Origin of the sequence: Chryseobacterium ginsengisoli, assembly GCF_039542325.1 — a bacterium.
GTDB classification, from domain to species: Bacteria; Bacteroidota; Bacteroidia; order Flavobacteriales; family Weeksellaceae; genus Chryseobacterium; species Chryseobacterium ginsengisoli.
Genome location: NZ_BAABHX010000001.1, coordinates 208,361 through 233,559 on the forward strand (window position 1 = coordinate 208,361; position 25,199 = coordinate 233,559).

Genomic DNA, 25,199 nt, shown 5'->3' on the forward strand with positions numbered 1-25,199 from the left:
AGTTTTAATTATTTCTGTAAATTTCAATTAAAAGATTGTCTAAACTCTAAAGGCGAAAGACTGGTCTTACTTTTAAACAATTTACTGAAAGACTGAGAATGTTCAAAACCCAGCTCATAAGCGATTTCAGTAACGGAGAGATTCGTTGTAGTAAGTCTTTCTTTGGCTTTTTCAATAAGTTTTAAATGAATATGCTGTTGAGTGTTATGTCCCGTAAACATCCGAAGCATATCTCCAAGATATCGTGGTGATACTTTTAATTCTTCCGATAAATACTGAACGGTAGGAAGACCATTAACTGCAGATATTTCCTGATTAAAATACTGATCCAATGCATGATCCAGCCGATTCAGCAAATCATTATTCATAATTTTCCGCGTAATAAACTGGCGTTTATAAAATCGCTGACTGTAATTTAATAACAGCTCAAGCTGAGCAATCATCACGTCCTGACTTAGATCATCGATGGCAGTTTTCAGTTCGTCTTCTATAATGGCAGCTATTGTAGTAATGATATTTTTTTCTTTATCTGATAAATGAAGTGACTCTGTAACAGAATATGAAAAAAATCCATACGTTTTTATTTTATGGTTTAAATTATAATTTCTAAAAAAATCCGGATGTATCAAAAGTGTAAATCCCAAAGCAGAATCTATCGACTGCACTCCTGCCAAAGGCTGTCCCGGCGAAGTAAAAAACATTCCTCCTTCGTTAAAATCATAAGTTGTCTGTCCGTACCGCATGCTGCAGCCAGCAGATTCATTATAGGTAATATTATAAAAATCCATCACGAAATTAGTTGCTAACATTTCCCCTGTGATTTTTACATCCTTGTAATTCAACATACTGATCAACGGGTGCCAGGGTTTTGGCAGCCCCAATTCCTGTTGCATTTCTGAGATTGTATGAAAATGACGCAGTTTGTTTTTAGGTTTCATCATTAATTTAATTATTATAAAGATAAAAAAAATCCGACCATTGATTGATGTTCAACAGCCGGCTGATTCTGATATGTTAAATGATCGATGTACCACCTTCCAGCATTTGCTGAATGTCTTCTCTAAAAACCTCATCTCCAACCGCCAATCGGTGAGTATACATCGCAATGGCATCTTCGCCACAAACATAACGTAATTTTTTTGTTCCGTCTGTTGCTGCTCCATACACAACTTCTGCAATTTGCTCCGCAGTAGTAATTTCTTTGGACTGACCGATAAAAGACATGAAAGAATTTAGCATCTCATCATAAGCAGGATGTGTAGCTACTGGTGATTTATTTCCAATTTCCGTAGCCACCAAACCCGGTTCGATGGTTTTGATTCCGATTCCGAATTGAGCGAGTTCAAAAGAAAGACTTTCGCTCCACCCTTCGATTGCCCATTTACTGGCATCATATATAGATCCTACAGGAAAGCCTGCCAATCCAGCCGACGAACCAGTTGTAATAAACAGTCCTGCATTTTTCTCACGGAAATATGGAATAAAAGCTTTAGTTACACGAACAACCCCTAAAAAATTTGTTTCCATCTGATCTACCAACTGCTCATCTGAAATAGCTTCCAAAGCTCCCATCAGAGCATATCCTGCATTATTGAAAACCACGTCCACCTCTCGTGTTTCCAATACTTTCTGTACAGTTTCCTGAATCTGTTTCAGATTAGTGACATCAAGTTTTAAAACTGTTACATTTTGTATTTTATTCAGTTCAGTTTCTTTTTCAGGATTACGCATCGTTGCTATTACATTCCAGCCTTTTTCACTGAATAATTTAGCTGCAGCCTTTCCAATTCCGGATGAAGCTCCAGTTATAAAAATAGTCTTGTTCATTTTTGTTATTTTAACAAAGCAAAACTACTTTCCTGCTATCATTTATTTGAAGTGGAAATGGTAAATTTTGTATTCAAAATGGTAATCTTCAATTCAGCTTAATGATCTTTTCACAACGATTCTTAGAGTAGTGTTTTAATAGTTAATCATAGTACAATACAAGTTTAACATTTTAATTACTTGATAAAAATGTAATTCTGGCTTAATCGAACCAGATTATCTATAAAAGTGTTTGAAGATACGCTCGTCTTGGTCACCAAAAGCCAAATGAAGCTACTTTAGAACAAGTAGCTTCATTTTTTGTATATCTTTAATAATCATTAACTCTAAAGCTATTGCAAGATAAGACAATCACTATCACAGGAATTTATAATAATTATTTTGATGCAACATCAAAATTTTAAACAAAAAAAATCCCGCTTTACCGGGACTTTAATTTCTTACATTAAGATTTATTTTATCTCTACAGGAACTGAGATTTTATCCCAATCCATTGTAAATCCATTGCTGTTTATTTTATAAACTAAAGTTTCCTGTGTTGCGGGTAAAGCCTTTGTTTTTACATCCACACGTAAAGCATCTTTTGCTTCTTCGTATTTATAAGCACCCCATTGTTTTGGCTCTTTATTAAAAACTGCAGTCCACGTACCACTTTGTTTAGGAATTAAGAAAAAGCTGTATTTACCTGCAGGAAGCTTTTTACCCTGAACGGTAATGTCTTTATCCGTTGTGAAAGTTGTTGCTTCATTGGCTCCCGCACGCCAAACTTTATCATAAGCTTCTAGACCACCCCAGATTGTACGCCCTTTTACAGAAGGACTGCTATAGGCAATTGTAATGGTTGCATCTTTTATTTTTCCCGTAGCAGTAGCCGGAGGACTCGCAGGTTTTTTAGCTTCCTGTGCAAAGGCATTTACAGAAATCGTCATTGCAGCAACAAGGACGGTAGCAGATTTAAGGATTGATTTCATATTATTTTTAATTTGTTTGTTTTTATCATTGTTCGTTTACGAATTTACGGCTTTCGGCTTATAAAACAACAACCCGATTGCAGAAAATATAATGACCGCTGCTGCTCCGATTACGTTCAACCAAAGGAAAGAAACAATATCGAACTGATAAACGACAATTACTGTAATTTCAGATAAAATTGCAGAAATAAATACAATCGCACCGTTGACTTTTTTATAATAAAATGCAACAAGAAAAATCCCCAATATCGAACCATAGAAAAGAGAACCTAACACATTCACCGCTTCAATAAGAGAACCCATTTGAGTGGCAAACATCGCTACACCAATTGAGAAAATCCCCCAAGCTAAAGTATGCAATCGACTGTACCTCAACTCAGTCGCATCATCAGGAATTTCTTTTTTAAATATTAAATGAACATCTTTTAATGAACAAGCGGCAAGAGAATTTAACGCTGCTGAAATCGAACCCCAACTGGCCAGAAAAATGACAGCAAACAACAAACCTATCATCCCTATAGGCAGGGTATTTTTTACGAAATACAGGAAAATGTAATTCGTATCCGTTTTCTCTGCATTAAAATTTGATTTATTGATTGCTTCCTCAACCTTGCCGTGAAGTGCTTTCACTTCAGCTTGTGTATTTTTAAAATCCTGAATTGTTTGTTTAAGTTGAGGAGATTGAGTTTCTTTTAACTTTAAAATTTCTTTCGATTCTGTATTAAATTTTGCTTGTAAATCCTGATGTTCTTTTTCAAAAACCGCAGCCTGTTCAGGTTTTGTTTCCTTTAAATGTTGGTACGAGCGTTCGTTAAAATAAATCGGAGCAGGTTTTAGAGAAAAGAAAGCGAAAAGCAAAGCACCAATCAACAGAATAGCAAACTGCATCGGAATTTTAACCAATCCGTTCAACAGCAAGCCCATTTTCGCATTGGTATTGTCTTTCGCAGTAATATATCTCCCTACCTGACTCTGGTCTGTACCGAAGTAAGAAAGCGCCAGAAAAAAACCACCAATCAATCCGCTCCAAATATTGTATTTATCTTTCCAGTCGAATTCTGTGGTGATTACATTGAGCTTTCCGGATTTCCCCGCCAGATAAAGCGCGTCGTTAAAACCAATTCCATTCGGCATATTTTGAATGAGCAAATAACCTGCAAAAGCCATGGTTCCCAGAATAATAAGAAACTGTAATTTTTGAGTGTGGGCGATCGCTTTTGCTCCTCCAACATAAGTATAAATCAACAGAATACCGCCTGTCAAAACATTCGTTAAGTAAATATTCCAGTTTAAAACGCTTGATAAGATGATACTCGGAGCATAAATGCTGATTCCTGTTGATAAACCTCTAGAAAAAAGGAAAAGCAGTGAAGTCAGTACCCTTGTTTTTTTATCAAAACGGTTTTCTAAATATTCATAGGCAGTATAAACATTTAAGCGCTGAAAAATCGGGATGAAAGTAATACAGATCACAATCATCGCCAAAGGCAAACCAAAGTAATACTGAACGAAACGCATACCGTCCGTATAAGCCTGACCCGGCGCTGAAAGAAATGTAATCGCACTTGCCTGAGTTGCCATAATACCGATCAGCACAATGTACCAAGGCATTTTATTATCTGCTTTCAGGTAGGATTCGTTGCTTTTTTGGCCACGACCAATGAATACGCCGTAAATCACCACTGCAACCAATGTAAAAATAAGAACTGTCCAATCTATCGTACTCATGCCCAGAATTTAGTAAACCAATAATAAAATACAATCTGAGATATTAATGCAACGGCTAATAATATATACCAGATATTCCAATTTTTAAGTTTATTGTTCATCAGTTTTTCTGTGCAGATAAAAAGTTAAAAAATAAACGTGCCGCACCCACATTTCCCGCAGGCAACTGTCTGAAAAAGGCCAACGGGGTATAAATAAAATTACCTTTCCCGTATTTGGCATATAAAGTAGATCCCTTCAGTGGTTCTTCACCTGTATCGTGCATTTCAAAAAGCGGTTCATATGCTGCATCCCATTTATCGGGGAAATAAGCACCACGCTCCTGTACCCAGCCTTTAAAATCATCCGCAGTAATTTTGTTCGGAAAATTCAGTAATTTATGATTTGGATTTAAAAACGTAACCGCAGCATTTTCTTCGGTAACACGCTTATTCGCAATACTGAAATTGTACATTCCCAATTGATCAAGGGTTGTATCCTGGTTGGTGTTATACTGCATCACCAAATTACCTCCGCCTTTTACATAAGACCATAAAAAAGGCATCCAGCGTCCCAGCTTTCTCTCTGTATTATTGACACGCACACCAAGTACGATGGCATCATATTGTGATAGTTTATTTTGACCGCCGTTTCCGCCGGATTCATCTAAGTTGCCATAAAAATCCTCGTCTTTCAAAACATCTACCTGAACACCTGCAATACGTAAAAATTCAGGAATGAAATCTCCAGCTCCTTGTATGTAGCCCACTTTTTTAACCTTCGCCTGAATATCGCCTTTCATCACTGCGACCGTTGCAGGTGCAAAATATTGTAAGGAGGGCAAATGCGGATACTGAATTAATACCTGTTTTTTGTTATAAGTGACTCCATCTGCAACAAAATTGGCATCCAATTGTAACTGATTTGATTTTATTGAAGCAAGTTTAGCTTTTGGAATGACATAATCAACGGTAACATCTTTTCCATTAATTGATTTTAAATCACCACCGCCTAATCGTTCTCCATTATATAACAAGTTTATTTTTCCATTATTAAACTGTTTATTTGAATTAATTTTAAAATTTAAACTCAAATGTAAATCTTCATTTTCTTTAACTAAATAAAGCGGTTGTGTAAATTTCAGTTCCAATGCTGGAACAATGCGCAAGGCTTCGACCACATCACCCCGCACCGGATCTAATTTTTTGAAAGATAAAGGAAGTTTAACCTGAAATTTTTCCGAGCCTATTTTTAAATTAAGCAAAACATTCAATGGTGATTCCGCCTCAGGCAAACCGACTAAAGTATCATTCGGAACAGAGAAAGTGGCCGCGTCTTTGGCTGGTTTTGCCAACCAGTAAGGTTCTGTGAGTGCTGCATCAGAAGGAATCTGAATATCGTGCTGAATGGTAATTAAAGAATCTTTTGACAGTTTTCTGTTGAAATTTTCTGACTGATTATTTAACCATTGTACATCTTCTAAAACGACAGGATTTGCAGCTCTTGAAATCAAATTTAATCTAAAATTATAATGATCTCCGGCAACAGCTTCAGCCTGATTGGTAACCACCTCGCCCATAAACCCAACACAGCCTAAAATGATATTATCAAGAGATTTAATTTTATCATTTTTTAAATCTGAATCTTTTAATGCTAAAACTTTTTTTCGCAAAACAAGCAAATCAGGCAAGCTTTGTTCAGGATTATTGAAATTGAAATTCGCAATAATTTTATCTAAAGATTGGTCAATATCAGCGCTTCCTTCTTTTGTCCAGGTTTTAGTTACTCCATCAAAAAGTGTTGACTTTGCAGACTCGCCATCAACATGGGAAAAATATTCAGTTTTAATTCCGGCTACAGACTGTGTTCCTGCACCCTGACTTTTATGTAAACTTCTGCTTAATCCAGCCAGTTCACCATAGCCCATTCCCAGTTGAGCATCATATTGCCCAACGGTGACTTTCAGTTGATTTTCAGCCGTCGTATTGTTGTTACCAAATCGGAAAGTATTCCACAATATGCGTTTGGGTTGGCATACATTCACATATTTCAGTTGATTTGGAAAAGCTGTTTTATCGCCTGCCAACTTGAAAGCTTTTTCTGCAACCACAGCCGAAGCAGCGTGTTGTCCGTGTCCTGCCGCAGCAGTAGGAGGGAAACGACAAATGATCACATCAGGACGGAATGTACGGATGACCCAAACTACATCCGCTATAATGCTATTTTCATCCCATTGTTTAAAGGTATCGGTCGTATTTTTAGAGAACCCGAAATCAATCGCTCGGGTGAAAAACTGCTGGGCACCGTCTAATTTTCTTGCCTCTAAAAGCTCATGAGTTCTGATTAAACCTAATGCGGCACCTTGCTCTGTACCTAATAAATTCTGACCACCATCGCCTCTGGTCAAAGACAAATAGCCCGTTTCTACATTTTGGTCGTTGATTAACCAAGAGAGTAATCCCGTATTTTCATCATCGGGATGAGCTGCGAGGTATAAAACTTTTGGAAGATGTTTAAGTGTTTTGATTTCGCGGTAAATTTCAGATGATTTAGATGGCCGAATTTGTTGAGCCGAAAAAACCGTATACAATCCAAGGATAAATACAGTGCTTACTTTTTTGAACATATGAATTTGCTTTGCGGGGCAAATATAAGTAAATCGTTTTTCTTTCAATATTAAAAGAAAAGCAACACACTTTTTGCGGACGATTTATAAATCGGCTTTATTTTATGACAGATGATTATCATAATTTAAATAAGAACACAACTGCATATAATTAAACTCTTAATTTGAAATAAATAAAGATTACTACTAATTATCTATTTATAAATTAGAGTTTTAAGTTTAATTTAAATATAGGTAATAGGATTTATATAAAGATATAATCTGGTACATTTAAGTATTATTATAGCCCAAACCAATTAAGAAGCTGAATGTTGTACAGTATTAACTTTTCAAACTAATAGTCAGCTTTAAAACTGACTATTAGTTTAAATATACAAAACCCAATTTGTCTAAAAGAAGCTTCTAAAGAACTCCCATAAATTTTAAATAAGGAGTCATAAGTTTTTTATCAAAAACTGGAGGAGACAAACTGATATCTGATAAAAAATACTGCGTATTGCTTCTATCATAATAATATGTATTTTCATACGCTTCTACTAGAGATTTCCCTTCATGCACGTCCTCTGTAAATAAACTGAGCAAAGGATAGATCGGCAAGTCGCTGTTGTATTTCCATTGATTAAGCCATTGATGATATTCCATTCCTTTTAAATCAATTTCATAATATTCATTTATTTTGGCACAAAAATCAGTAAGTGAAACATCATTTTCAGGCAGTGGTGAAAGATGAAAATTGAGTCCTGTTGCTTCTTTCTTTTTACTGATGTGTACAATCGACTTGCACATATAATCTACCGTAGTCAATTCATCTTTTAACCCCATGACAAGAGGAAATGAATTAAGTTCCACACAACTTCTTATAAGTGCTCCCCACCATTGATTCATCACCGTTGCTCCCGAAGTGCTGTGACATACAGCGAAGCCTAATCTGAAATTGGTAATGGGAAGACCTTTTTGTCTTGCTTTCTCCGCTATACTTTCCATTACCCATTTGCTTTTTATATATCCTAAATCTCTGGAAACTGCAGACATATTCTGATCTATGGAATCATCTTCATGCATCCATGTTTTTTTTGTAAAAGGTCTTCCCCAACTAAATACCCCCATGGAAGACAATAGCATCAGAAATTTTGTTTTCCCAGTAACTGCCAAATCTATGATATTGTGCAACCCATCAATATTTGATTTTTTTATGAGCTCGTAAGGCTGTACATAGCTCACAGAACTTCCCGAATGGTAAATAACCTCAATCTGTTTTGTAATAAAATCATAATCTGCATTTTTCATCCCAAAATGCGGCTGGGATAAGTCTCCAATCATTGCGATGACGCGAAGATCATAATCGGAAGACCACGGAAGTTTAAATTTCATGAAAGTCTTTTTGATACGTTCCAATCCTTCTTCTGACGATGAAGCGCGTACTAAACAATAAATACTTGCCGAAGTTTGCAGCAATAGCTCTTCTAACAAATGTGACCCTACAAAACCGGTTGTTCCTGTTAAAAAAATATTTTTAGGATTAGTTAAAATATTTGCGTCGGGTAACTTATCAATTCTGAAATCAATGTGCAGTTCTGAATCCTTTATCAGTTCATTGGTGATCATTTCCGCTTTGCTTTGTTGAGAAATTTCTGTTTTTTGCATTCTGTTTTCAATCTCCTCAACAAAACTGGAAATAGTAGTGTAAATATAAAGTTCCTGTAAACTAATAAGATTCCTTACGGGTTCGGGAAGCAGCATATGCAGTTGAGCAAGCAACAGTGAATGACCTCCTGATTCAAAAAAATCATCTTTTTCGCTGACATTTTCTAATGAAAGAAGATCTGTCCATATGTGTGTAACTATTTGAGTTAAATTATCTTCTTTCCATTTAGGAATAGTCTTGGTTTTTATTTCATCAGCCGGAATTTCCAAAAGTTTTTTATCTATTTTTCCGGCATGGTTTAATGGCATTTCATCCACTATAAAAATTTTATCCGGAAGCATATATGAAGGCATTATTTGCTGTAATTTAGTCCTTATATTTTGTGAAATTTTTGCCTGATCTTCATTTTTTTCCAGCTGAATGAAGGCAATTAAAGAAGGTAAACCATTTTCCTTTCTCTGTACTTTAACTGCACTTTGAATAATTTGCGGTAATTGGGCAATATGATGTTCAATTTCAGAAAGTTCAATTCGATAACCTCTGATCTTAACTTGGTCGTCTTTTCTACCATGAAATTCAAGGTTCCCATCTTCTCTTCGGAGCACCATATCTCCTGTTTTATATAAAATATTACCCTCGTCCGATATACCCGAAAGCCATTCAGGCGCTTGGATAAAATGTTTTTTAGTTTCGTCACTCCGATTTAAATATCCTAACGCCAATTGAGTACCGCCAATATAAAGTTCTCCCACATTACCATCTGCAACAGGATTTAAATCACTGTCAAGAAGCAATAAATCTACAAATGGTATTGCAGCGCCAATAATTCTTGGATTAGTTTCCTCTTTAAATTCATAATTAGTCACTGCAACGGTAGCTTCGGTAGGACCATAACTATTAATTAAGCGAATTTTTTTATACCATGACTTTACTGTCTGTTCAGTACAAGCTTCTCCACCAATTGCTACGGTTTGCAGTTTCCCTATCGGTCTGTTTTGAGGTAGTGATGCCAATACCATGGGAGGCATTAAAGGCACTGTATCAATATTATGTTTAACAATAAAATCTAAAAGAGGCTCTCCCACAATTTTATTATTGGGGTATAGATGCATCGTAGCTCCTTTAACTAAAGGCGTCCAAATATCTATTATCGCAGCATCAAAACTTGGAGAAGCAAATTGCAGGGTTTTGCTGTGTATTGATAATTCTAAAACATTTGCCTGATATTGAACAAAATTATGAAAAGATTTATGGGAGATAATTACACCTTTTGGGGTTCCCGTACTTCCGGAAGTGTAAATTACATAGGCAGGATTTTCAGGTAAAATTTCTATCGAGGGATTTTCAATTGATATTTTTTGAAAGTTTTCTTCGTAAAATAAAATGTCTAAATCTATACTTAGGCTATATTGATTGTTAATTTTTTCTAAATATTGCTCTACACACAATATTAAATCCGTCTGTGAATCCGCAATCATCATCTTGATTCGTGCTGATGGCAATTCACCATCAATAGGTAAATAAGCTGCTCCAGTTTTTAAAATTCCTAAAAAAGCAATTATTCTATGTGCTGATTGAGGAACGCATACTCCTACCAATTTTTCTTTTCCGATGCCCCGATTTATTAAATAATTTGCTAATTGATTTGCTTTTAAATTGATTTGCTCGTAAGTAAAGTGTTTCAAACCATCAACAATAGCTATTTTTTGAGGATACTCTTCAGCTATTTTTTCAAATTGTTTTACTACATTTTCGATTTTGTTCTGGAAATTACTTATCAATAAGTCATTTAATGGCTCATTTAAATTTTTTGATTCTTTTTTCATGGTTAAAATTTTATGTTAAATTTGGTATTAATATTTGAACATAAAATTAACAAAAAACACATATGAATTATAATAATAAAGTAAAATATTAAAATATTAATTAAATATAATATACTTTCTTTAATCATTAGATAAAATAAAAATTTTAACAACCCTATTTCAAGTAATCATTATATTAAAAGAAAAACAAATTTTCTTGTGACCATATACAGATATTCTAAAATGCTAAATATACTATACTCTTACATTGACAAGGAAAAGCATACTTTTTTTCTAGATAAAGAACTTCTGGGGATGCCATTAGATTTTCAGCAAAAAGTTTTGAAGTACAAAAAATGGGAAAATCAACAAGCCGCCATATTAGGTCGGACTCTACTGAATACCCTTATAAAAACATCTGGCTTCAACTTAAGTATTGACAATTTAGTTTATGGTTTAAATCAGAAGCCTTATTTTAAAAGTAGTAAAATATATTTCAATATTTCGCACACTGAGGATATCGTCATCTGTGCTATTACCGATATTAATGAAATAGGCATTGATATAGAAAAAACACGAGAAATTGATGTTTATAATTTTGAAAATCTTCTGACTGAAAATGAATGGAAATCCGTAAATAATTCCCCAAAACCTTCTGATAGTTTTATTTCTCTCTGGACAAAAAAAGAAGCCATTATTAAAGCTTCAGGGTACGGTCTAAGTTTAAATCTTGATTCATTTGAGATTAGAAATAATAAAACCGAGATAAAAAATGAATCTTATTCAGTTGAAGAAATATTTATAAATGAAGAGTACAAATGTCATGTTGCTATCAAAGGTGATTTACCCAAAATTCTTGAGGTAAAATTATTTATTTAAAAAATTAGCTCTATAAAAATCAAGGTGACAATATATTGTAATGTACCAAATTGGCTTCTATGACAAATAACCCCATTTTTATTTACTTAGAATATTGTTTTTTAGCTTAAAATCTATCCAAGTATGTCAGATTCATTGATTGTAAAACATATAACTATATTTTACTGATTGGAAAAGTTTCATATTTATAATCGATCAGCGTTTTCATTGACTACCTTTTCTTTGTAATTGGATTTGCTGATATTGCCGAGGTTGTATTTTACAGTTAAAGATATTGTAGGCGTATTACCATAAAAAGTACCTGTAGATGACATTTTTTTATAAGTCAATTTTTGAATATAATCCATTTGTTTGAACACATCATTATACCTTACAGTAAAATCAAATTGACGGATACTGGCATTTACCCCGAGATTTATAAGACACATGGCGTTGTACTCAAAAATACCTTCGGTACGGTTAGTTATATAAGAAGCATCCAGCAAAAAGCTGAGATTTTTTTTGAAACTATAGCTATTGTTGGTTGAAAAATAGATATACGGCGTACTTTTTTGAGAAACAGCCATAGTATCTTCAATCTTATCATAATTAAGACTAAGACTATTCTGCGATTTAAATTTTTTAAGAGTTAATTCATAGTCTGCACTCAGATTACCTCCAATTTCTTTATCAAAATTAACAATCATAAATGTTGATATATTTTTAGCTTCATCAAATACCAAAGTGTACCCCATCGGATTTTTATCTTCATAAACGGAAGCTGTAATTGACCATTTTTTCAGTTTGGCATTCAGTGTTACTGTATTTGAATATGATGGCAGCAATAATGGATTTCCCCTGTATTCAACATAAGGACTTCCGTACAAACCTCCTGATGCTAAATTACCATAATTGGGTCTTGAGATACTTCTTCGATAATCTAAGCTGTAGTTAAAATTCTCATTCGGTTCAAAACTGAGTTGAAAAGAAGGGAACCAATCCGTATAGTTACGTGCAATATTATCCACGCTGGTTTCTTCATTTTCGCCTTTTGCAATCGTATTTTCCATTCTTACACCTGCCTTCAGAGCGAACTTTTTTATATTGATATCCAAATTCGCATAAGTTGCCAAATTTGATTCTCTGAAAAAGTATTCCAACCGTTCTGGATTTTTAATGTTACCAAACTGAGTTGTATTATCAGTAAATGCTTCTGCACTGTTAAAGCTTCCTCCTGATTCAACTTTAAACAAATCTGAGAACTTTTTCTCTATATCTATTCGTCCGGAATAGATATTTCCGGAATAAAGCTGATGTCGGAACTGGCTGAATTCGTAACCTGCAAAGTCTTTATTATCGTAGAAATTGTAGTCTACCTGATCATTTTCTCTTTTGTACTGAAAGCCTGTGAAAATATTGGCATCTAATTTTGGCAGATTTTTATTAAAATTGAACATCGCATTGACAGTTGCCCGATTTCTATCTTGCCTGTTCAAAGTCTGTACATTAGTATTCATTGCATTCTCAGAATAGTTCGTAACAGTGGTATTATCACCTTTATCTGGTCGCATATTGCCGTTGAGAGCCAAAGAAATATAGTCACCTTCCTTATCTAATTCCTGATAGAAATTTGCTCCAAAGATCAATTGTGGACGCTTGGTTACAGATTTTATAATATAATCTGAGGCTATTGCTTTTGTATCGATTGCATAATCATAACCATTACTTTCCCAGTGATTAATCTGATTATAGGAAGCGTTTAATTTCCATTCTGTTTTATTTTTCTTTGCCTGGTAATTTCCTGATAGATAATTGCTGTACTTCTTTTGGAAAATTCCGGTTTCGGTCAGTATCAATTTTTGACCTTCTTTTCTGCTTTTTTTAAGATTGATCTTTATAACAGCTTTTCCTTCAGCTTCATATTTAATAGAAGGGTTTCGAATTAGTTCTATCGACTTTATATCATCTACCGAAAGCGCGCTTATTAAAGAAAAATCAACTCTCTGATTATCGATATACAATAAAGGTACACCTTTGCCCACAAAGGAAAGATTTTCACCATTTGGATCTATCCTTACAAAAGGTAGTCGTGATAACAAATCTGTAGAGTTTGCCACTTTGCTTAAAGCAGAATTGGCAATATCGATGCTTAAATTTCCGTTTTCTGTTTTTACACTATTTATATTTTTAACGATCTTCAATTCTTCCAGATCTGTCATACGAGGATTGAAAATTATTTTAAACTTATAGTCTTCATTTAAAGTAAAAGGAAGTTCATTCTGTATTTTCGAATGATTAACAATTTGGATATAATAAGAAGTATTGGCATCAATATTTTTGAATTCAAATGTGCCGTCTTGCGAAACTGTGGACTTGACAATTTTATCTTGATCATCAAACAGATTAACTTCAGACAATTCCAACCTTTCATTTTTCTGATCCAGAATCTCACCCGAAATACTGAAATGACTCTGAGCAGAGAGACCAATTGAAAACAGGAATAGAAGCGCAATAATGCTTTTCATATTAACTTTAATTTTTTGCCAAAAATAGCTTTAGATAGAAAATCTCTAAAATGTTTTACGTCCTAAATGATGAATGAAGACCATTCAAAAGTCCCAATTTATCAATATGTTAGGATAAATACCAATCTCCTTGCGTTTAGCTACTGAGCTTCATTGAAAAAATAGTTTATTTTTGTACACATTAACTTCCAAAGATGAAATTATTCAACAGATTTTTAGTCTTATTTTCTTTTCTTGTGCTTGGCTTGGTTTGGGAAAAAGCTGTTCCGGAACAAGATTATAATTCTTTGAGACAACAATATTTTTCTTTATCAGAAAATGACCGTACAGCTTTCGATAAAGGTCTGGATATTTTCATCACAAAAGCCACCAAAGAAAAAAATTACGAAAAATTGGCTCAGGGTTATGATGATGCAACAATTTTTATCAATGATAAAAACCAAAAATTAGATTATGCCAATAAAGCAATAAAAGTTGCCTTACTGTCCAAAAATGAAGATACTATCGGCAACGCTTATCTTAAGAAAGGTATTGTTTATTACTATAATTTCAGACAATTCAAAAAAGCTCTTAATGAATATCTTCTTGCTTATAAATATCTGGAAAAATCAAAAAACAGAGCATTCACTTATCAAAATCTCTATCATATTGCAGAGATGAAAGCCTATTTGGGGTACAATGAAGAGGCTTTGCATATATTTAAAAAATGTATGGATTTCTTTGCTGATCATGATATCAATGCAAAATCTCCCTCAAAAGATTATTTGAACAGTCTGCATCAAACGATTGTATGCCTTCAAAAACTGAATCGTTTTAAAGAGGCAGATATTTACATTAATAAAGCTCTTCATCTCGTAATAAACGATTCAGGCATAAAATTGCAAAAAAGTTATTTTTATAAATCTAAAGGCATATCCGAACTTCATAAAGGCAATTACAAAACATCACAGAATTATTTCGATGAAGCACTCCCGGAATTGATATTGCATGATGATTTCATCAACATTTCTATCATTCATTTTTACCAAGGTCTTCTTTTTGAGAAAATCGATCGAAAATATTTAGCTTTGAAATCATTTAAAAAAGTAGATTCTATTTTCAATAGACATCAATTTGTTCTTCCAGAAGTCCGCCATGCTTTCGAATATCTTTTGGAAAATCAGCAGAATAAGATCAATATAAAAGAAGAATTATATTATACAAGACAGTTGCTAAAAGTAGATGAAAATTTAAATGGAAATTTCCAGTATCTTTCCGGCAAAATCCACAAAGAATACGATAAGCACTCTTTGGAAGTACAACAGGAATTATTGATAAAAAAAGAGGCAAGAACATTTTACATTCTTCTCTTTACTGCGATTTTGTTAACGTTCTCAATCATATTCAGTATTTATAAGTTTCTGGAACACCGCAAATCCAAACGGGAATATTTTACATTAAAAAATCAGCTGCAACAGTTGGAGAATGAACTTAATTCGATTAAAGATTTAGCTCCTGAAATAAATGAAAAGTCTAAACTCCAAATACCCGATGAAATTACTAAGCAGATTTTAATGAAATTGGAAACATTCGAAAAAGAGAAAGATTTTTTGCAAAAAGGTTTGACACAACAGAAGTTGGCAGCTCAATTACAAACCAATGTCAATTATCTTTCACACATTATCAACGAACATAAGGGTACAAATTTCAATAAATACCTTGGTACTTTGAGAATCAGCTATATCACAGAACAACTGCATAAAAATAAAGTTTTTCTCAAGTATAGTGTAGAGACATTGGCGCAAGAATGTGGTATTGCGTCGAGGCAGAATTTCTCAGATCTCTTTTTTGATATCAATGGTGTACGACCAACGGACTTTATCCGCAATCTTAAACAGAACCACCAGATTTCTTAGAGTATTTTAGAAATTTATAATCATCATTATACTGTTTCTTAAAGATTAAATGTTAAAATCAAGTCTGTACAAAATTTTAAGCCCCAAATTAATCCCTAAAAAACTTACAGAAGCAATTTATAATTTGAAACAGATTCTGGCTTATGACAGATAATTTTAAAGTCTCATATTAATAGCTTCATCATCTTATCAATAAATTTCATACTTTCAAGTAAATTATTATTAAATCAATAATCATACGGATTTGATTTCAACGACTCATTTTGCCCATTCAACGAAAAAATCACCAAACCAACATCTTTCCGACCGAACTTTACATCATCAAAAAAGAACAACTTAAATCCTTTTATTATGAAAACAAAAATCGGAATCACAGAACAAAACACAGAGGCAGTTGCAGAACAATTGGCAAAACTTTTAGCGGATGAAACTTTATTGTATATCAAAACACGAAATGCCCATTGGAACGTAACTGGAGATAACTTCCACGCCAATCACATTTTCTTCGAGGAGCAATACAAACAGTTGGACGAACTCATTGACAGCGTTGCAGAACGTATGCGAAAAATCGGACATTACGCTCCAGCAACGATGAAAGCTTATTTGGAACTGACACATCTTACCGAATACAGCGACAGAACCAACGACGGACTCGGCTATATGAAAGATTTGTTAAGCGACCACGAAAGCATCATCGAATTTCTCCGAGGAAACATCTCACCTTTTGCCGAAGAATACAAAGATTACGGAACCAGCGACTTCATCACAGGATTGATGGAAACACACGAAGAAATGGCTTGGATGATTCGTTCATACTTCAGAAATTAAGGAAATAAGACAAGGAATAATTATATTTGTGTGAACCATAAATAACTATCCCTATGAAAGCTCTAATCGTAGATGACAACGATATTGCCAGAACAACTTTGGCGCACTTGGCAAAACAAGTCCCAAATCTCACGATTATCAATGAGTTTTCCAATGCGATTGAGGCTTATAACTACCTGCAGTCCAATTCTGTAGACTTGATTTTCCTCGACATCGAAATGCCGGAAATGACAGGAATCGAACTCACTAAAAACCTTTCAGGAAAAGACGTTATCATCATTTATACAACGTCAAATAAAGAATATGCCCTCGAAGCTTTCGAACTTAACATCGCAGATTATCTTCTGAAACCTGTGATGCCTGCGAGATTTTTACAGGCGGTAAGCAAAGCTCAGGCTATTCTTGACAGCCGAAAAGAAGACGTGGAAGTCACCAAAGACGAGTTTCTTTTCGTGAGAGATTCCAATATCACGAGGCGTTTGAAGCTTGATGACATTTTTTATGCAGAGGCAATGGGCGATTACGTGAAGTTTTACACGAGGGAAAAAATGTTCGCCATTCACGGCAAGATGAAAACCGCAGAAGAACGTCTCCCGAAAGACCATTTTATCAGAGTTCATCGGTCTTACATCGTTTCTGTCGGCAAGATAGACACGCTTCAGGACGGCGGAATTATGATAAACGGAAAATTCATTCCCGTTGCAGATGCTTACAGAAAAGCGCTCAACACGAGAATGAATGTCTTTTAAAATTTTTATTTGGGCAGCTTAATCCGCCTTCCGCTCCCAATCTTTTTTGCAGAACATTTCGGTCTAAATAGAACTAAAGAACAAGCAAAAAAGGATTTCCGCTCAAGTCGGGCTGCGACAATTCGACGTTCAAATTCGAGCGAAAAAATTCCCCTCCAGAGGAGGGGTGGCAAAAATTCAAAGAATTTTTGACGGGGTGGTTTTACAATTCTAAAGTGGTTTTCAACAATTCAAAATAAGTACAAGCACTTATGAAAAAAATATCCTCAGTAATGGGAAACAAACGATTCAGTTATTTTATCATCCTCGCATTCATTGCGGGTTCTCTCCTATTGATAGCTGTTCAAATCAACTCGGCTCAAAACACGAAAGAACTTATCAAAAATAATAACAAACTTCTCAACGAGTTACGTTCCAGCAATCATTTGCGTGAAATCGACCGCGATATTTTGGGTGTCGAAAGCAGAATCCGAGCTTCCATTGCAACCAACGACACGACACATTTGGAAGGCATCGACCAAAAAATCAATCAGATAGAAAACTTTCTGGATTCCCTTTCCAAAGACAATTCAGACGATATTGAAGAAAGAATGATTCACAGACTGAGTGTTCTTGCTATGGAAAAGAAAACCACGAAAGACAAATTATTGCTTCGTTACTACACACTCGGAAATATGGATGACAACACTTCCATTGCCAATCCAAGAGCCAGAAACATTTCCAACGAAATCACTTCCATTACAGCAAAAATCTACGAGAGCAGAAAACTTCATATGGTTGATCTCAGCAAAGAAACCGAAGCAATGGGACAAAAAGCGAGATTGTATGATATTTCCCTTTTGATTCTTTTGATTTTAAGCGGTTCAATCGTGGGTTATCACATTCTTCGTCAGTTCAATCGTCAGAGAAAGTTGATTCAGGAATTGGATGTTGCGGAGAAAAAAGCGTCGGTCGCCGCGCAAACCAAAGAAAATTTTCTTGCCAATATGAGCCACGAAATCCGTACGCCTTTGAGCGGAATTTTGGGCTTTACCAATCTTTTACAGAAAAGACCTTTGGACGAAACTTCGAAAGAATTTGTTTCGTCAATTCAACGTTCTGGGGAAAATCTGATGGCGATTATCAATGATATTTTAGATTTATCAAAAATCGAAGCCGGAATGATGCGCATTACCAAAGGAATATTCAGCATCAATGGATTGGTGAATTCTGTCGAAACATTTTTCGTAGAAAGAGCCAAGGAAAAAGGATTGACGATTTCAAGCAAAATAGATGCTTCTATTCCTGATACTTTGAATGGCGATGCAACGAGACTGACTCAAATTTTGGTCAACCTCATTGGAAATGCCATCAAATTTACACATCAGGGAAACATTAATATCGAAATTTACAATAAACAACACACCGAAAACGAAGTCGTTGTTGGCTTCAAAGTTTCTGACACAGGAATCGGAATTGATAAAGAAAAACTTAGTGAAGTTTTTGAAAGATTCAATCAGGGAGAAGATTCGACAACCCGAAATTACGGCGGAACCGGACTTGGTTTATCCATTGTGAAAAGTCTGATTCAGTTGCAGAACGGCGATATCGAAGTCATCAGCGAACAGGGAAAAGGCACGACTTTCCATTTCTACATTCCTTATGCGATTGCGAAAGAACAGCTGAATGTAGTTCCGAAAGTTGACACCGATTATTTTAAAGATAAAACAAATGCGCCTTTAAAAGTCTTAATCGTGGATGACAACGCTATCAATCAAAGTCTGATGAAACATCTCCTTTCACAATGGAACATCGATTTTGAAACTGCAAACAACGGTCTGGAAGCCGTAGAATTCCTCAGAAATAACGATTGTGATTTGGTTTTAATGGATATTCAAATGCCACAAATGGATGGTTACATTGCCACGCAGACCATCCGTGAAGAACTGAAACTGAACACGCCAATCATCGCAATGACCGCACACGCTTTGGCTGGTGAACGCGAAAGATGTATGAGCCGTGGAATGAATGAATACATTTCTAAACCGATAAAAGAAGACGAATTATTCAAATTAATCTCCAATTTCGGATTGAAAGAAGTTGAAAAAACGGAAACTAAATCAGAGGAAATTACTTCTAATTACGAATTCATCGACCTTACCTATTTGAAGTCTATCAGTAATGAAGACAAGGATTTTGAAAGAACCGTGACGCAACAGTTTTTAGATAAAGTCCCAACTCATTTGCAGGAACTGAAACTGGCTTATGACAATAAAGATTTCAAATTGCTAAAATTAAGAGCTCACGATTTGAAATCGAGTGTGGCGATAATGGGTTTGTTAACTTTATTAGATAAAAAATTAGATATTTTAGAATTAACAACCGAAGAAAATCCAGCATCGCAACTGGCTTTGGAAGAGGTAAAAGATGTTTTGTTGAAATCTTTTTTTGAAACTAAATTGTTTATGCAATCGATTTAAAGGCTCATCAATTGCGTCGGGCTTTAGCCCGATGATTAAAATGTAAATAAACTCGGCTTTAGCCAAAATTTAGATTAAGTTTTGGCTAAAGCCTAACCTATTATTTTTCGGGAACGAAAGGGCTAAAGCCCATTTCTATTGATTTTTTAATACCAAAATAATTATGGAAAACCAAGGCGCATCGGTGGTCATCACCCATCACGTTCTCAACGGCAAACAAACCGAATATGAAAAATGGCTCGATGAAATTCTGCCCGTTTCCAAAAACGCCAAAGGCTTTATCAACTGGCAAATCGTTCGTCCAATCCCAAATCTTACTTTTGTCTACACGGTCATTATCCGATTTGATACGATTGAAAATCTCAGAAACTGGATGGAATCTGATACGAGAAGAAAATTGATTGACAAAGCGCATCCCTTATTCACCAAAGAAGACAATTACGAAATCAAATCGGGATTGGACTTTCTTTTTTATGGCGAAAAAACAGACAATAAAGTTCCTACAATATCTGGCGACTTGGTCTGCCATTTACCCTTTATCATTGCTGATGCAGTTGCTATTACTGCCCTCTTTAAGATTATTGCACATCCCCGCCAATCGGTATTTTGATACGTTAGTCAGTACGGGATGTTTGGTTTTTCTGGTGATTTATGTGGTGATGCCGAATTATACGAAGCTGATTAGGAAATGGCTTTACAAATAATTAAAATTAATTCTAAAATAAAATCCGTCTCAAACAAAATTGAGACGGATTTTTTGTTTAAAGCTTTTCTTAAAAACAATTTGTTTTAAACTAAAACTCAACTTGTATTTCCTCTGAGCAGGCTGTTTAAACCAAAACACATTTTACTTTCCTTCAAAACAACTCATTTAAACTAAAACACAACTTGTATTCTTTCTAAACGAACTGTTTAAGACAAATATACTTTGCTGTTTGTTTCCCACAACCTGGTTGAAACAAAATAACTTTGACGGAAGTCTCCGACAGTCTGCGGGAAACAAATCAACTTTTACTTTTGTTTAAATCAACTCTGTTTGGAGCAAAACAACATTGCATTTTCTTTCCTGCAACTCGTTTGAAATAAAACAATTTTTATCTCTTGAATATTACAATCTTATTTTTCTCATTTAACGACAGTTTCCGCCTGTTCATCGAACACCAATTGATTTTGAAATTTGTTGAATGTAGCTTTACATCATCAAATTAACAAATACAAACACTTAAACTTTATGGAAATTATTCAAACCCCAGAAAACGCATTGTCTCACTCTACAGTTACAGCGATTATCAATGCCCCAATCGAAAAAGTAAATATCGCAGATTGGTTACTTAATCTTCCCGATGCCGAATATCAAAGATGCTCAACACAACACATCGGAGCGGCCATTTCCACCACTTTTGATGGACAACCGGTTTCATTAAATGTGGAAACAATCGGAGATGCTTTGATGGTTCAGCATTATGTTGCCGTTGAGCACCGCGCAGATTACTGCAGAATGTTGTCGATTTCAGATTCAATTACCAAAGGCGGAAGAACAAAAGTTCAGGTTTTATGGGAACTGAAAGCCACAAAAATTGATGATAACACGACATTGTACACCAACGAAATCCACGCAACGGCAACTCCCGAAATGTTCGAATATTTAAAAGAACACAACGTGAATCTCGCTGATGCTGCCGCTTCAAGACAAGCCGCTTCCGACGCTCACAACCACGAGGAAACGCCCAACTTTGCGAAAAGCATCGAAAACAAAGCGTTGACCGGAAAATACAATCAACCTTTCTAATTCAAAAACATAATGAGCGTATTAAAAGTACGCTCATTTCATTTTAAAGTTATGGAAACACTTTTTGAAAAACTTATAGGAAGCTGGACTTTAGTAGAACTTATCGAAGTTCCTGTAAACGGCGGAGAAATCACGCATCCGATGGGCGACAATCCGAAAGGACTGATTATTTACAATCCAGATGGTTATATGTCGGCACAAATTATGGATACGCACCGGGAAAACTTTCATCAGGAACATTGGACTAATGCCACGCCGGAAGAATATACACAGGAAGGTTCTACCTATCTTGCGTATTCGGGACCGTTCAAAACGGACGATGAAAAACAGTTGGTGAGTCACACGATGTACATCTCGCTTTTTCCCAACTGGACGGGGCAAACGCAGAATAGAATCGTTATCTTTAAAGATGGTTTTCTGCATCTTGAAAGTGAGAAACCGTTCACCAGCAACTCTAGATTGGTAACTCACAAGCTGACCTGGAAGAGAGTTTGAAATGAATCTGATATTAAAATTTAAAAGAATGAAAGCAATTGTTATCACAAAATACGGCGCTCCTGAAGTATTGAAATTACAGGATTACCCAACTCCCGAAATTTCCGGAGATGAAGTTTTAATTGAAGTGAAAGCAGCCGGGCTCAACCGTTCCGATGTTTTTCAGCGAGAAGGCAATTATCCTGTACCGGAAGGAGCTTCTGCCGAGATTCCGGGATTGGAAGTTGCCGGAACCATTGTAAAATGCGGACCTGATGTCGTAGATTTTACCGTTGGCGACAGAGTTTGTGCACTTCTCGCAGGTGGCGGTTACGCAGAATATGTCGCTGTGAGGGAAGGCCAATGTTTGCCAATTCCGGCAGATTTAAGTTTTGCTGAGGCGGCGAGTTTACCGGAAACGGTTTTTACAGTTTGGTCTAATGTTTTTCAGAGAGGAAATCTTCAACCGGGAGAAACCCTTTTACTTCACGGTGGAAATAGCGGAATTGGAATCACAGGAATTCAGATTGCTCACGCTTTGGGTTCAAAAGTCATTGTCACGGTTGGTTCCGATGAAAAAGGACAGAAATGTCTTGAACTCGGCGCAGATTCTTACATTAATTATAAAACCCAGAATTTTGAAACCGAACTTCAAAATGAAGGTGTCGATGTCATTCTCGATATGATTGGCGGTGATTATTTGGCTAAAAACATCAATATTTTAAAGCCTGAAGGCAGATTGGTTCACATCAATGCGATAAGTGGCAGCCGTGTAGATTTAGATATTTGGAAAGTGATGACAAAACGTCTGACCATCACAGGAAGTACTTTGAGAAGCCGAGAGTATGAATTCAAAAAACAATTAGCCAAAGAGATTCAGAAAAATATCTGGCTTTTGATTGAATCAAAGAAGTTCAAACCTGTCATTTTTAAAACATTTTCTTTCTCGGAAGCTGCAGAAGCACACCGATTGCTTGAAGATGGTTCGCATACAGGAAAGATTGTTCTTGTGAGATAGCAAAAATTAAAACCAATGAAAAGAAATGCTATCTTCTACTCGTCCCTGATTCTGGCTTTCAGTGCAGGTTTTGTAGACACAAGCACCTTCACGGTTGCAGATGGATTATTCTCTGCCCATATTACAGGAAATTTTGTGGTTTTTGCTTACAAATTATCGAACCACCCGCAATTTCGTGATTTTATCAATCTTATCAGCTTTCCGGTTTTTATCTTGGCGGTCATCTTGACCAGAAAAATGGACAGCCTTTATAAAAATGAAAAGGGAATATTTACATCAATTAGCATATTTTTGATGGTTGCAGGTTGTGTCGCTTTATTATTAAAACAAAATCATATTGAAACAGGTTTTGTGTATCATTTTATGCTGATGCTGATTGTCTTTTCGATGGGTATCCAAAATACGGTGAACCGTTTGTATGCCAATTCCGCTTTTGGCCCAACGACGGTAATGACGGGCAATGTTACCAAAGCCATCCTTGATTTTTTCTCTTATATCTCAACAGAGCGTACATTTGAAAAGCTAATAGAATTACAGAAATCATTGGTACTTCTGACAGGTTTTTTGATTGGATGCATCTGTGGCGCGTTGATTTCTGCTCGTTTCGGTTTGGTTTCTATGTTGATTCCAGGTATTTTGATTTCCGTCTTCTACACGGTCTCTTCAAGAAAAATATCTTTATCCTTGCCATAAATTCTTCTATAATTTAAATAGTCGTCCTTCTCAAGTCAAATTGGGAAGGATTTGTATTATTAAAATCAACGGAAATCGATTTTAGTAATCAGTAAAATTAAATCGAAAGTCTTTTATCTACCGTCTATTTTCTTTACTCTAAGGAACCAACTACTCCTTTCAAATTCCCACCGACTCATTTTGCCCGTTCACCGAAAACCACTTCAAAATCCTTTGATTTCGAGGTAGCTTTACACTAGAAATAAAGACAAATTATTATTAATCACAAAAACTCATCATTATGAATACTGCATCATTAAGTTTCAAATACGAATTAGAAAAAAAAGAACCAAGAACCAACGACGGCGGAACGACAAGAGGTGCTTCTGTAAAAGATTTCCCAGCTTCTATCGGCATTGCAGGCGTTTCTATGAGACTGCAGCCTGGAAGTATGAGAGAATTGCACTGGCACGCCAACGCTGCGGAATGGGCTTATGTGATTTCGGGAACAGTTCGTACCACGATTATTCATCCCGATGGGCACAGTTACACCGATAATTTCGAACCTGGAGACGTTTGGTATTTTCCAAAAGGTTACGGTCACTCGATTCAGGCGACAGGAACAGAAGAATGTCATTTCATTTTGATTTTTGATAACGGTAATTTTTCTGAAGACCATACGTTCAGTGTTACTGATTTTGTTTCGTCTGTACCACCTGAAATTGTTGCTCAGAATTTAGGTTTAACGTTAGAAGAAGTAGCCGCTTTACCTCAGAAAGAAGCGTATTTCGCAGCAGGAATTGTTCCGGACGAGATGTCTTTCGTCGCTGAAGCTCGTCCAAATGAATCTAATATAGAATTAACGAGTTTTCACCGTTATCCTTTGCATTCTCAACAGCCGAGAATCGTTCCGGGCGGCGGTTTGCAGAGATTGGTTACGAGTAAAGAATTTCCTATCAGCAGTACAATGTCTGGTTCTATTCTAGAATTGCAACCTGGTGCTTTGAGAGAAATGCACTGGCATCCAAATGCGGATGAATGGCAATATTTTATATCTGGACAAGCTGAAATGTCAGTTTTCCTGGCAGAATCTACTTGTGTTACAGAGCAGTTCAATGCAGGAGATGTAGGCTACGTTCCGATGGGAGCCGGACATTATATCAAAAATATAGGCGACACGGTTTGCAGAATTTTGATTGGCTTCAACAGCGGAAAATATGAATCAATTGATTTGAGCGAATGGCTTGCCGGAAATCCTAAAGATGTTGTGGTAACGAACTTTGGTTTGAAAGAAGGTGAAATTGAGAAATTCCCGACTGAGAAAGTTTTCATTCAGCCTAAGAAATAAGAT

18 protein-coding genes are annotated in these 25,199 nt (G+C 35.6%); 11 read left to right on the top strand and 7 right to left on the bottom strand.

What is annotated here, in order from left to right; genetic code table 11:
- Window positions 1–23 precede the first annotated feature (23 nt).
- From ABD940_RS01065 to ABD940_RS01090, 6 genes are all read right to left on the bottom strand, one after another.
- Complete coding sequence (locus ABD940_RS01065; RefSeq protein WP_345199755.1) at window positions 24–941, bottom strand: helix-turn-helix domain-containing protein; 918 nt, start codon at window positions 939–941, stop codon at window positions 24–26.
- Window positions 942–1,014: 73 nt separating this feature from the next.
- The gene (locus tag ABD940_RS01070) at window positions 1,015–1,827 is read right to left on the bottom strand and encodes an SDR family oxidoreductase (protein ID WP_345199757.1); all 813 of its coding nucleotides are present in this window, start codon (window positions 1,825–1,827) and stop codon (window positions 1,015–1,017) included.
- Window positions 1,828–2,279: 452 nt separating this feature from the next.
- Window positions 2,280–2,798 carry a DUF2911 domain-containing protein gene (locus tag ABD940_RS01075; protein ID WP_345199758.1) on the bottom strand — a complete coding sequence of 173 codons (519 nt, stop codon included), beginning with the start codon at window positions 2,796–2,798 and terminating at the stop codon, window positions 2,280–2,282.
- A 36-nt stretch (window positions 2,799–2,834) separates the two neighbouring features.
- The gene (locus tag ABD940_RS01080) at window positions 2,835–4,526 is read right to left on the bottom strand and encodes a sodium:solute symporter family protein (RefSeq protein WP_345199759.1); all 1,692 of its coding nucleotides are present in this window, start codon (window positions 4,524–4,526) and stop codon (window positions 2,835–2,837) included.
- A 100-nt stretch (window positions 4,527–4,626) separates the two neighbouring features.
- Window positions 4,627–7,131, bottom strand: coding sequence for a PIG-L family deacetylase (locus tag ABD940_RS01085; RefSeq protein ID WP_345199760.1), 2,505 nt, complete (start codon window positions 7,129–7,131; stop codon window positions 4,627–4,629).
- Window positions 7,132–7,533: 402 nt separating this feature from the next.
- Complete coding sequence (locus tag ABD940_RS01090) at window positions 7,534–10,602, bottom strand: non-ribosomal peptide synthetase (RefSeq protein ID WP_345199761.1); 3,069 nt, start codon at window positions 10,600–10,602, stop codon at window positions 7,534–7,536.
- Window positions 10,603–10,824: 222 nt separating this feature from the next.
- Between ABD940_RS01090 and ABD940_RS01095 the strand changes: the two genes are divergently transcribed.
- A complete protein-coding gene (locus ABD940_RS01095) occupies window positions 10,825–11,460 on the top strand; it encodes a 4'-phosphopantetheinyl transferase family protein (RefSeq protein WP_345199762.1) in 636 nt (211 codons plus the stop codon).
- A gap of 185 nt (window positions 11,461–11,645) precedes the next feature.
- Here the strand turns inward: ABD940_RS01095 and ABD940_RS01100 are convergent, their stop codons facing one another.
- On the bottom strand, window positions 11,646–13,964 hold the full coding sequence (locus tag ABD940_RS01100) for a TonB-dependent receptor domain-containing protein (RefSeq protein WP_345199763.1): 2,319 nt from the start codon (window positions 13,962–13,964) through the stop codon (window positions 11,646–11,648).
- 194 nt (window positions 13,965–14,158) lie between these two features.
- Between ABD940_RS01100 and ABD940_RS01105 the strand changes: the two genes are divergently transcribed.
- The 10 genes from ABD940_RS01105 (at window position 14,159) to ABD940_RS01150 (ending at window position 25,196) form a co-directional block, all read left to right on the top strand.
- The gene (locus tag ABD940_RS01105) at window positions 14,159–15,859 is read left to right on the top strand and encodes a helix-turn-helix domain-containing protein (protein WP_345199764.1); all 1,701 of its coding nucleotides are present in this window, start codon (window positions 14,159–14,161) and stop codon (window positions 15,857–15,859) included.
- Window positions 15,860–16,210: 351 nt separating this feature from the next.
- The gene (locus ABD940_RS01110) at window positions 16,211–16,687 is read left to right on the top strand and encodes a Dps family protein (RefSeq protein ID WP_345199765.1); all 477 of its coding nucleotides are present in this window, start codon (window positions 16,211–16,213) and stop codon (window positions 16,685–16,687) included.
- Window positions 16,688–16,740: 53 nt separating this feature from the next.
- Window positions 16,741–17,436, top strand: coding sequence for a LytR/AlgR family response regulator transcription factor (locus ABD940_RS01115; protein WP_345199766.1), 696 nt, complete (start codon window positions 16,741–16,743; stop codon window positions 17,434–17,436).
- Window positions 17,437–17,687: 251 nt separating this feature from the next.
- Window positions 17,688–19,895: a hybrid sensor histidine kinase/response regulator gene (locus ABD940_RS01120; RefSeq protein ID WP_345199767.1), complete on the top strand. Its 2,208-nt coding sequence runs from the start codon at window positions 17,688–17,690 to the stop codon at window positions 19,893–19,895.
- A gap of 163 nt (window positions 19,896–20,058) precedes the next feature.
- Window positions 20,059–20,505 carry a putative antibiotic biosynthesis monooxygenase gene (locus ABD940_RS01125; RefSeq protein ID WP_345199768.1) on the top strand — a complete coding sequence of 149 codons (447 nt, stop codon included), beginning with the start codon at window positions 20,059–20,061 and terminating at the stop codon, window positions 20,503–20,505.
- Window positions 20,506–21,126: 621 nt separating this feature from the next.
- Window positions 21,127–21,684: a hypothetical protein gene (locus tag ABD940_RS01130; protein WP_345199769.1), complete on the top strand. Its 558-nt coding sequence runs from the start codon at window positions 21,127–21,129 to the stop codon at window positions 21,682–21,684.
- A 51-nt stretch (window positions 21,685–21,735) separates the two neighbouring features.
- Window positions 21,736–22,179, top strand: a complete 444-nt coding sequence (locus ABD940_RS01135) for a lipocalin-like domain-containing protein (RefSeq protein ID WP_345199770.1) — start codon at window positions 21,736–21,738, stop codon at window positions 22,177–22,179.
- A 28-nt stretch (window positions 22,180–22,207) separates the two neighbouring features.
- A complete protein-coding gene (locus ABD940_RS01140; protein ID WP_345199772.1) occupies window positions 22,208–23,176 on the top strand; it encodes an NAD(P)H-quinone oxidoreductase in 969 nt (322 codons plus the stop codon).
- A 15-nt stretch (window positions 23,177–23,191) separates the two neighbouring features.
- Window positions 23,192–23,869 carry a YoaK family protein gene (locus ABD940_RS01145; protein WP_345199773.1) on the top strand — a complete coding sequence of 226 codons (678 nt, stop codon included), beginning with the start codon at window positions 23,192–23,194 and terminating at the stop codon, window positions 23,867–23,869.
- A gap of 280 nt (window positions 23,870–24,149) precedes the next feature.
- Window positions 24,150–25,196, top strand: coding sequence for a cupin domain-containing protein (locus tag ABD940_RS01150; RefSeq protein ID WP_345199774.1), 1,047 nt, complete (start codon window positions 24,150–24,152; stop codon window positions 25,194–25,196).
- Window positions 25,197–25,199 lie beyond the last annotated feature (3 nt).

What these genes read in the sequence shown, in the direction of transcription:
- ABD940_RS01065 (WP_345199755.1), bottom strand. Translation starts at nt 941, where the DNA reads ATGATGAAACCTAAAAACAAACTGCGTCATTTTCATACAATCTCAGAA.
- ABD940_RS01070 (WP_345199757.1), bottom strand. Translation starts at nt 1,827, where the DNA reads ATGAACAAGACTATTTTTATAACTGGAGCTTCATCCGGAATTGGAAAG.
- ABD940_RS01075 (WP_345199758.1), bottom strand. Translation starts at nt 2,798, where the DNA reads ATGAAATCAATCCTTAAATCTGCTACCGTCCTTGTTGCTGCAATGACG.
- ABD940_RS01080 (WP_345199759.1), bottom strand. Translation starts at nt 4,526, where the DNA reads ATGAGTACGATAGATTGGACAGTTCTTATTTTTACATTGGTTGCAGTG.
- ABD940_RS01085 (WP_345199760.1), bottom strand. Translation starts at nt 7,131, where the DNA reads ATGTTCAAAAAAGTAAGCACTGTATTTATCCTTGGATTGTATACGGTT.
- ABD940_RS01090 (WP_345199761.1), bottom strand. Translation starts at nt 10,602, where the DNA reads ATGAAAAAAGAATCAAAAAATTTAAATGAGCCATTAAATGACTTATTG.
- ABD940_RS01095 (WP_345199762.1), top strand. Translation starts at nt 10,825, where the DNA reads ATGCTAAATATACTATACTCTTACATTGACAAGGAAAAGCATACTTTT.
- ABD940_RS01100 (WP_345199763.1), bottom strand. Translation starts at nt 13,964, where the DNA reads ATGAAAAGCATTATTGCGCTTCTATTCCTGTTTTCAATTGGTCTCTCT.
- ABD940_RS01105 (WP_345199764.1), top strand. Translation starts at nt 14,159, where the DNA reads ATGAAATTATTCAACAGATTTTTAGTCTTATTTTCTTTTCTTGTGCTT.
- ABD940_RS01110 (WP_345199765.1), top strand. Translation starts at nt 16,211, where the DNA reads ATGAAAACAAAAATCGGAATCACAGAACAAAACACAGAGGCAGTTGCA.
- ABD940_RS01115 (WP_345199766.1), top strand. Translation starts at nt 16,741, where the DNA reads ATGAAAGCTCTAATCGTAGATGACAACGATATTGCCAGAACAACTTTG.
- ABD940_RS01120 (WP_345199767.1), top strand. Translation starts at nt 17,688, where the DNA reads ATGAAAAAAATATCCTCAGTAATGGGAAACAAACGATTCAGTTATTTT.
- ABD940_RS01125 (WP_345199768.1), top strand. Translation starts at nt 20,059, where the DNA reads ATGGAAAACCAAGGCGCATCGGTGGTCATCACCCATCACGTTCTCAAC.
- ABD940_RS01130 (WP_345199769.1), top strand. Translation starts at nt 21,127, where the DNA reads ATGGAAATTATTCAAACCCCAGAAAACGCATTGTCTCACTCTACAGTT.
- ABD940_RS01135 (WP_345199770.1), top strand. Translation starts at nt 21,736, where the DNA reads ATGGAAACACTTTTTGAAAAACTTATAGGAAGCTGGACTTTAGTAGAA.
- ABD940_RS01140 (WP_345199772.1), top strand. Translation starts at nt 22,208, where the DNA reads ATGAAAGCAATTGTTATCACAAAATACGGCGCTCCTGAAGTATTGAAA.
- ABD940_RS01145 (WP_345199773.1), top strand. Translation starts at nt 23,192, where the DNA reads ATGAAAAGAAATGCTATCTTCTACTCGTCCCTGATTCTGGCTTTCAGT.
- ABD940_RS01150 (WP_345199774.1), top strand. Translation starts at nt 24,150, where the DNA reads ATGAATACTGCATCATTAAGTTTCAAATACGAATTAGAAAAAAAAGAA.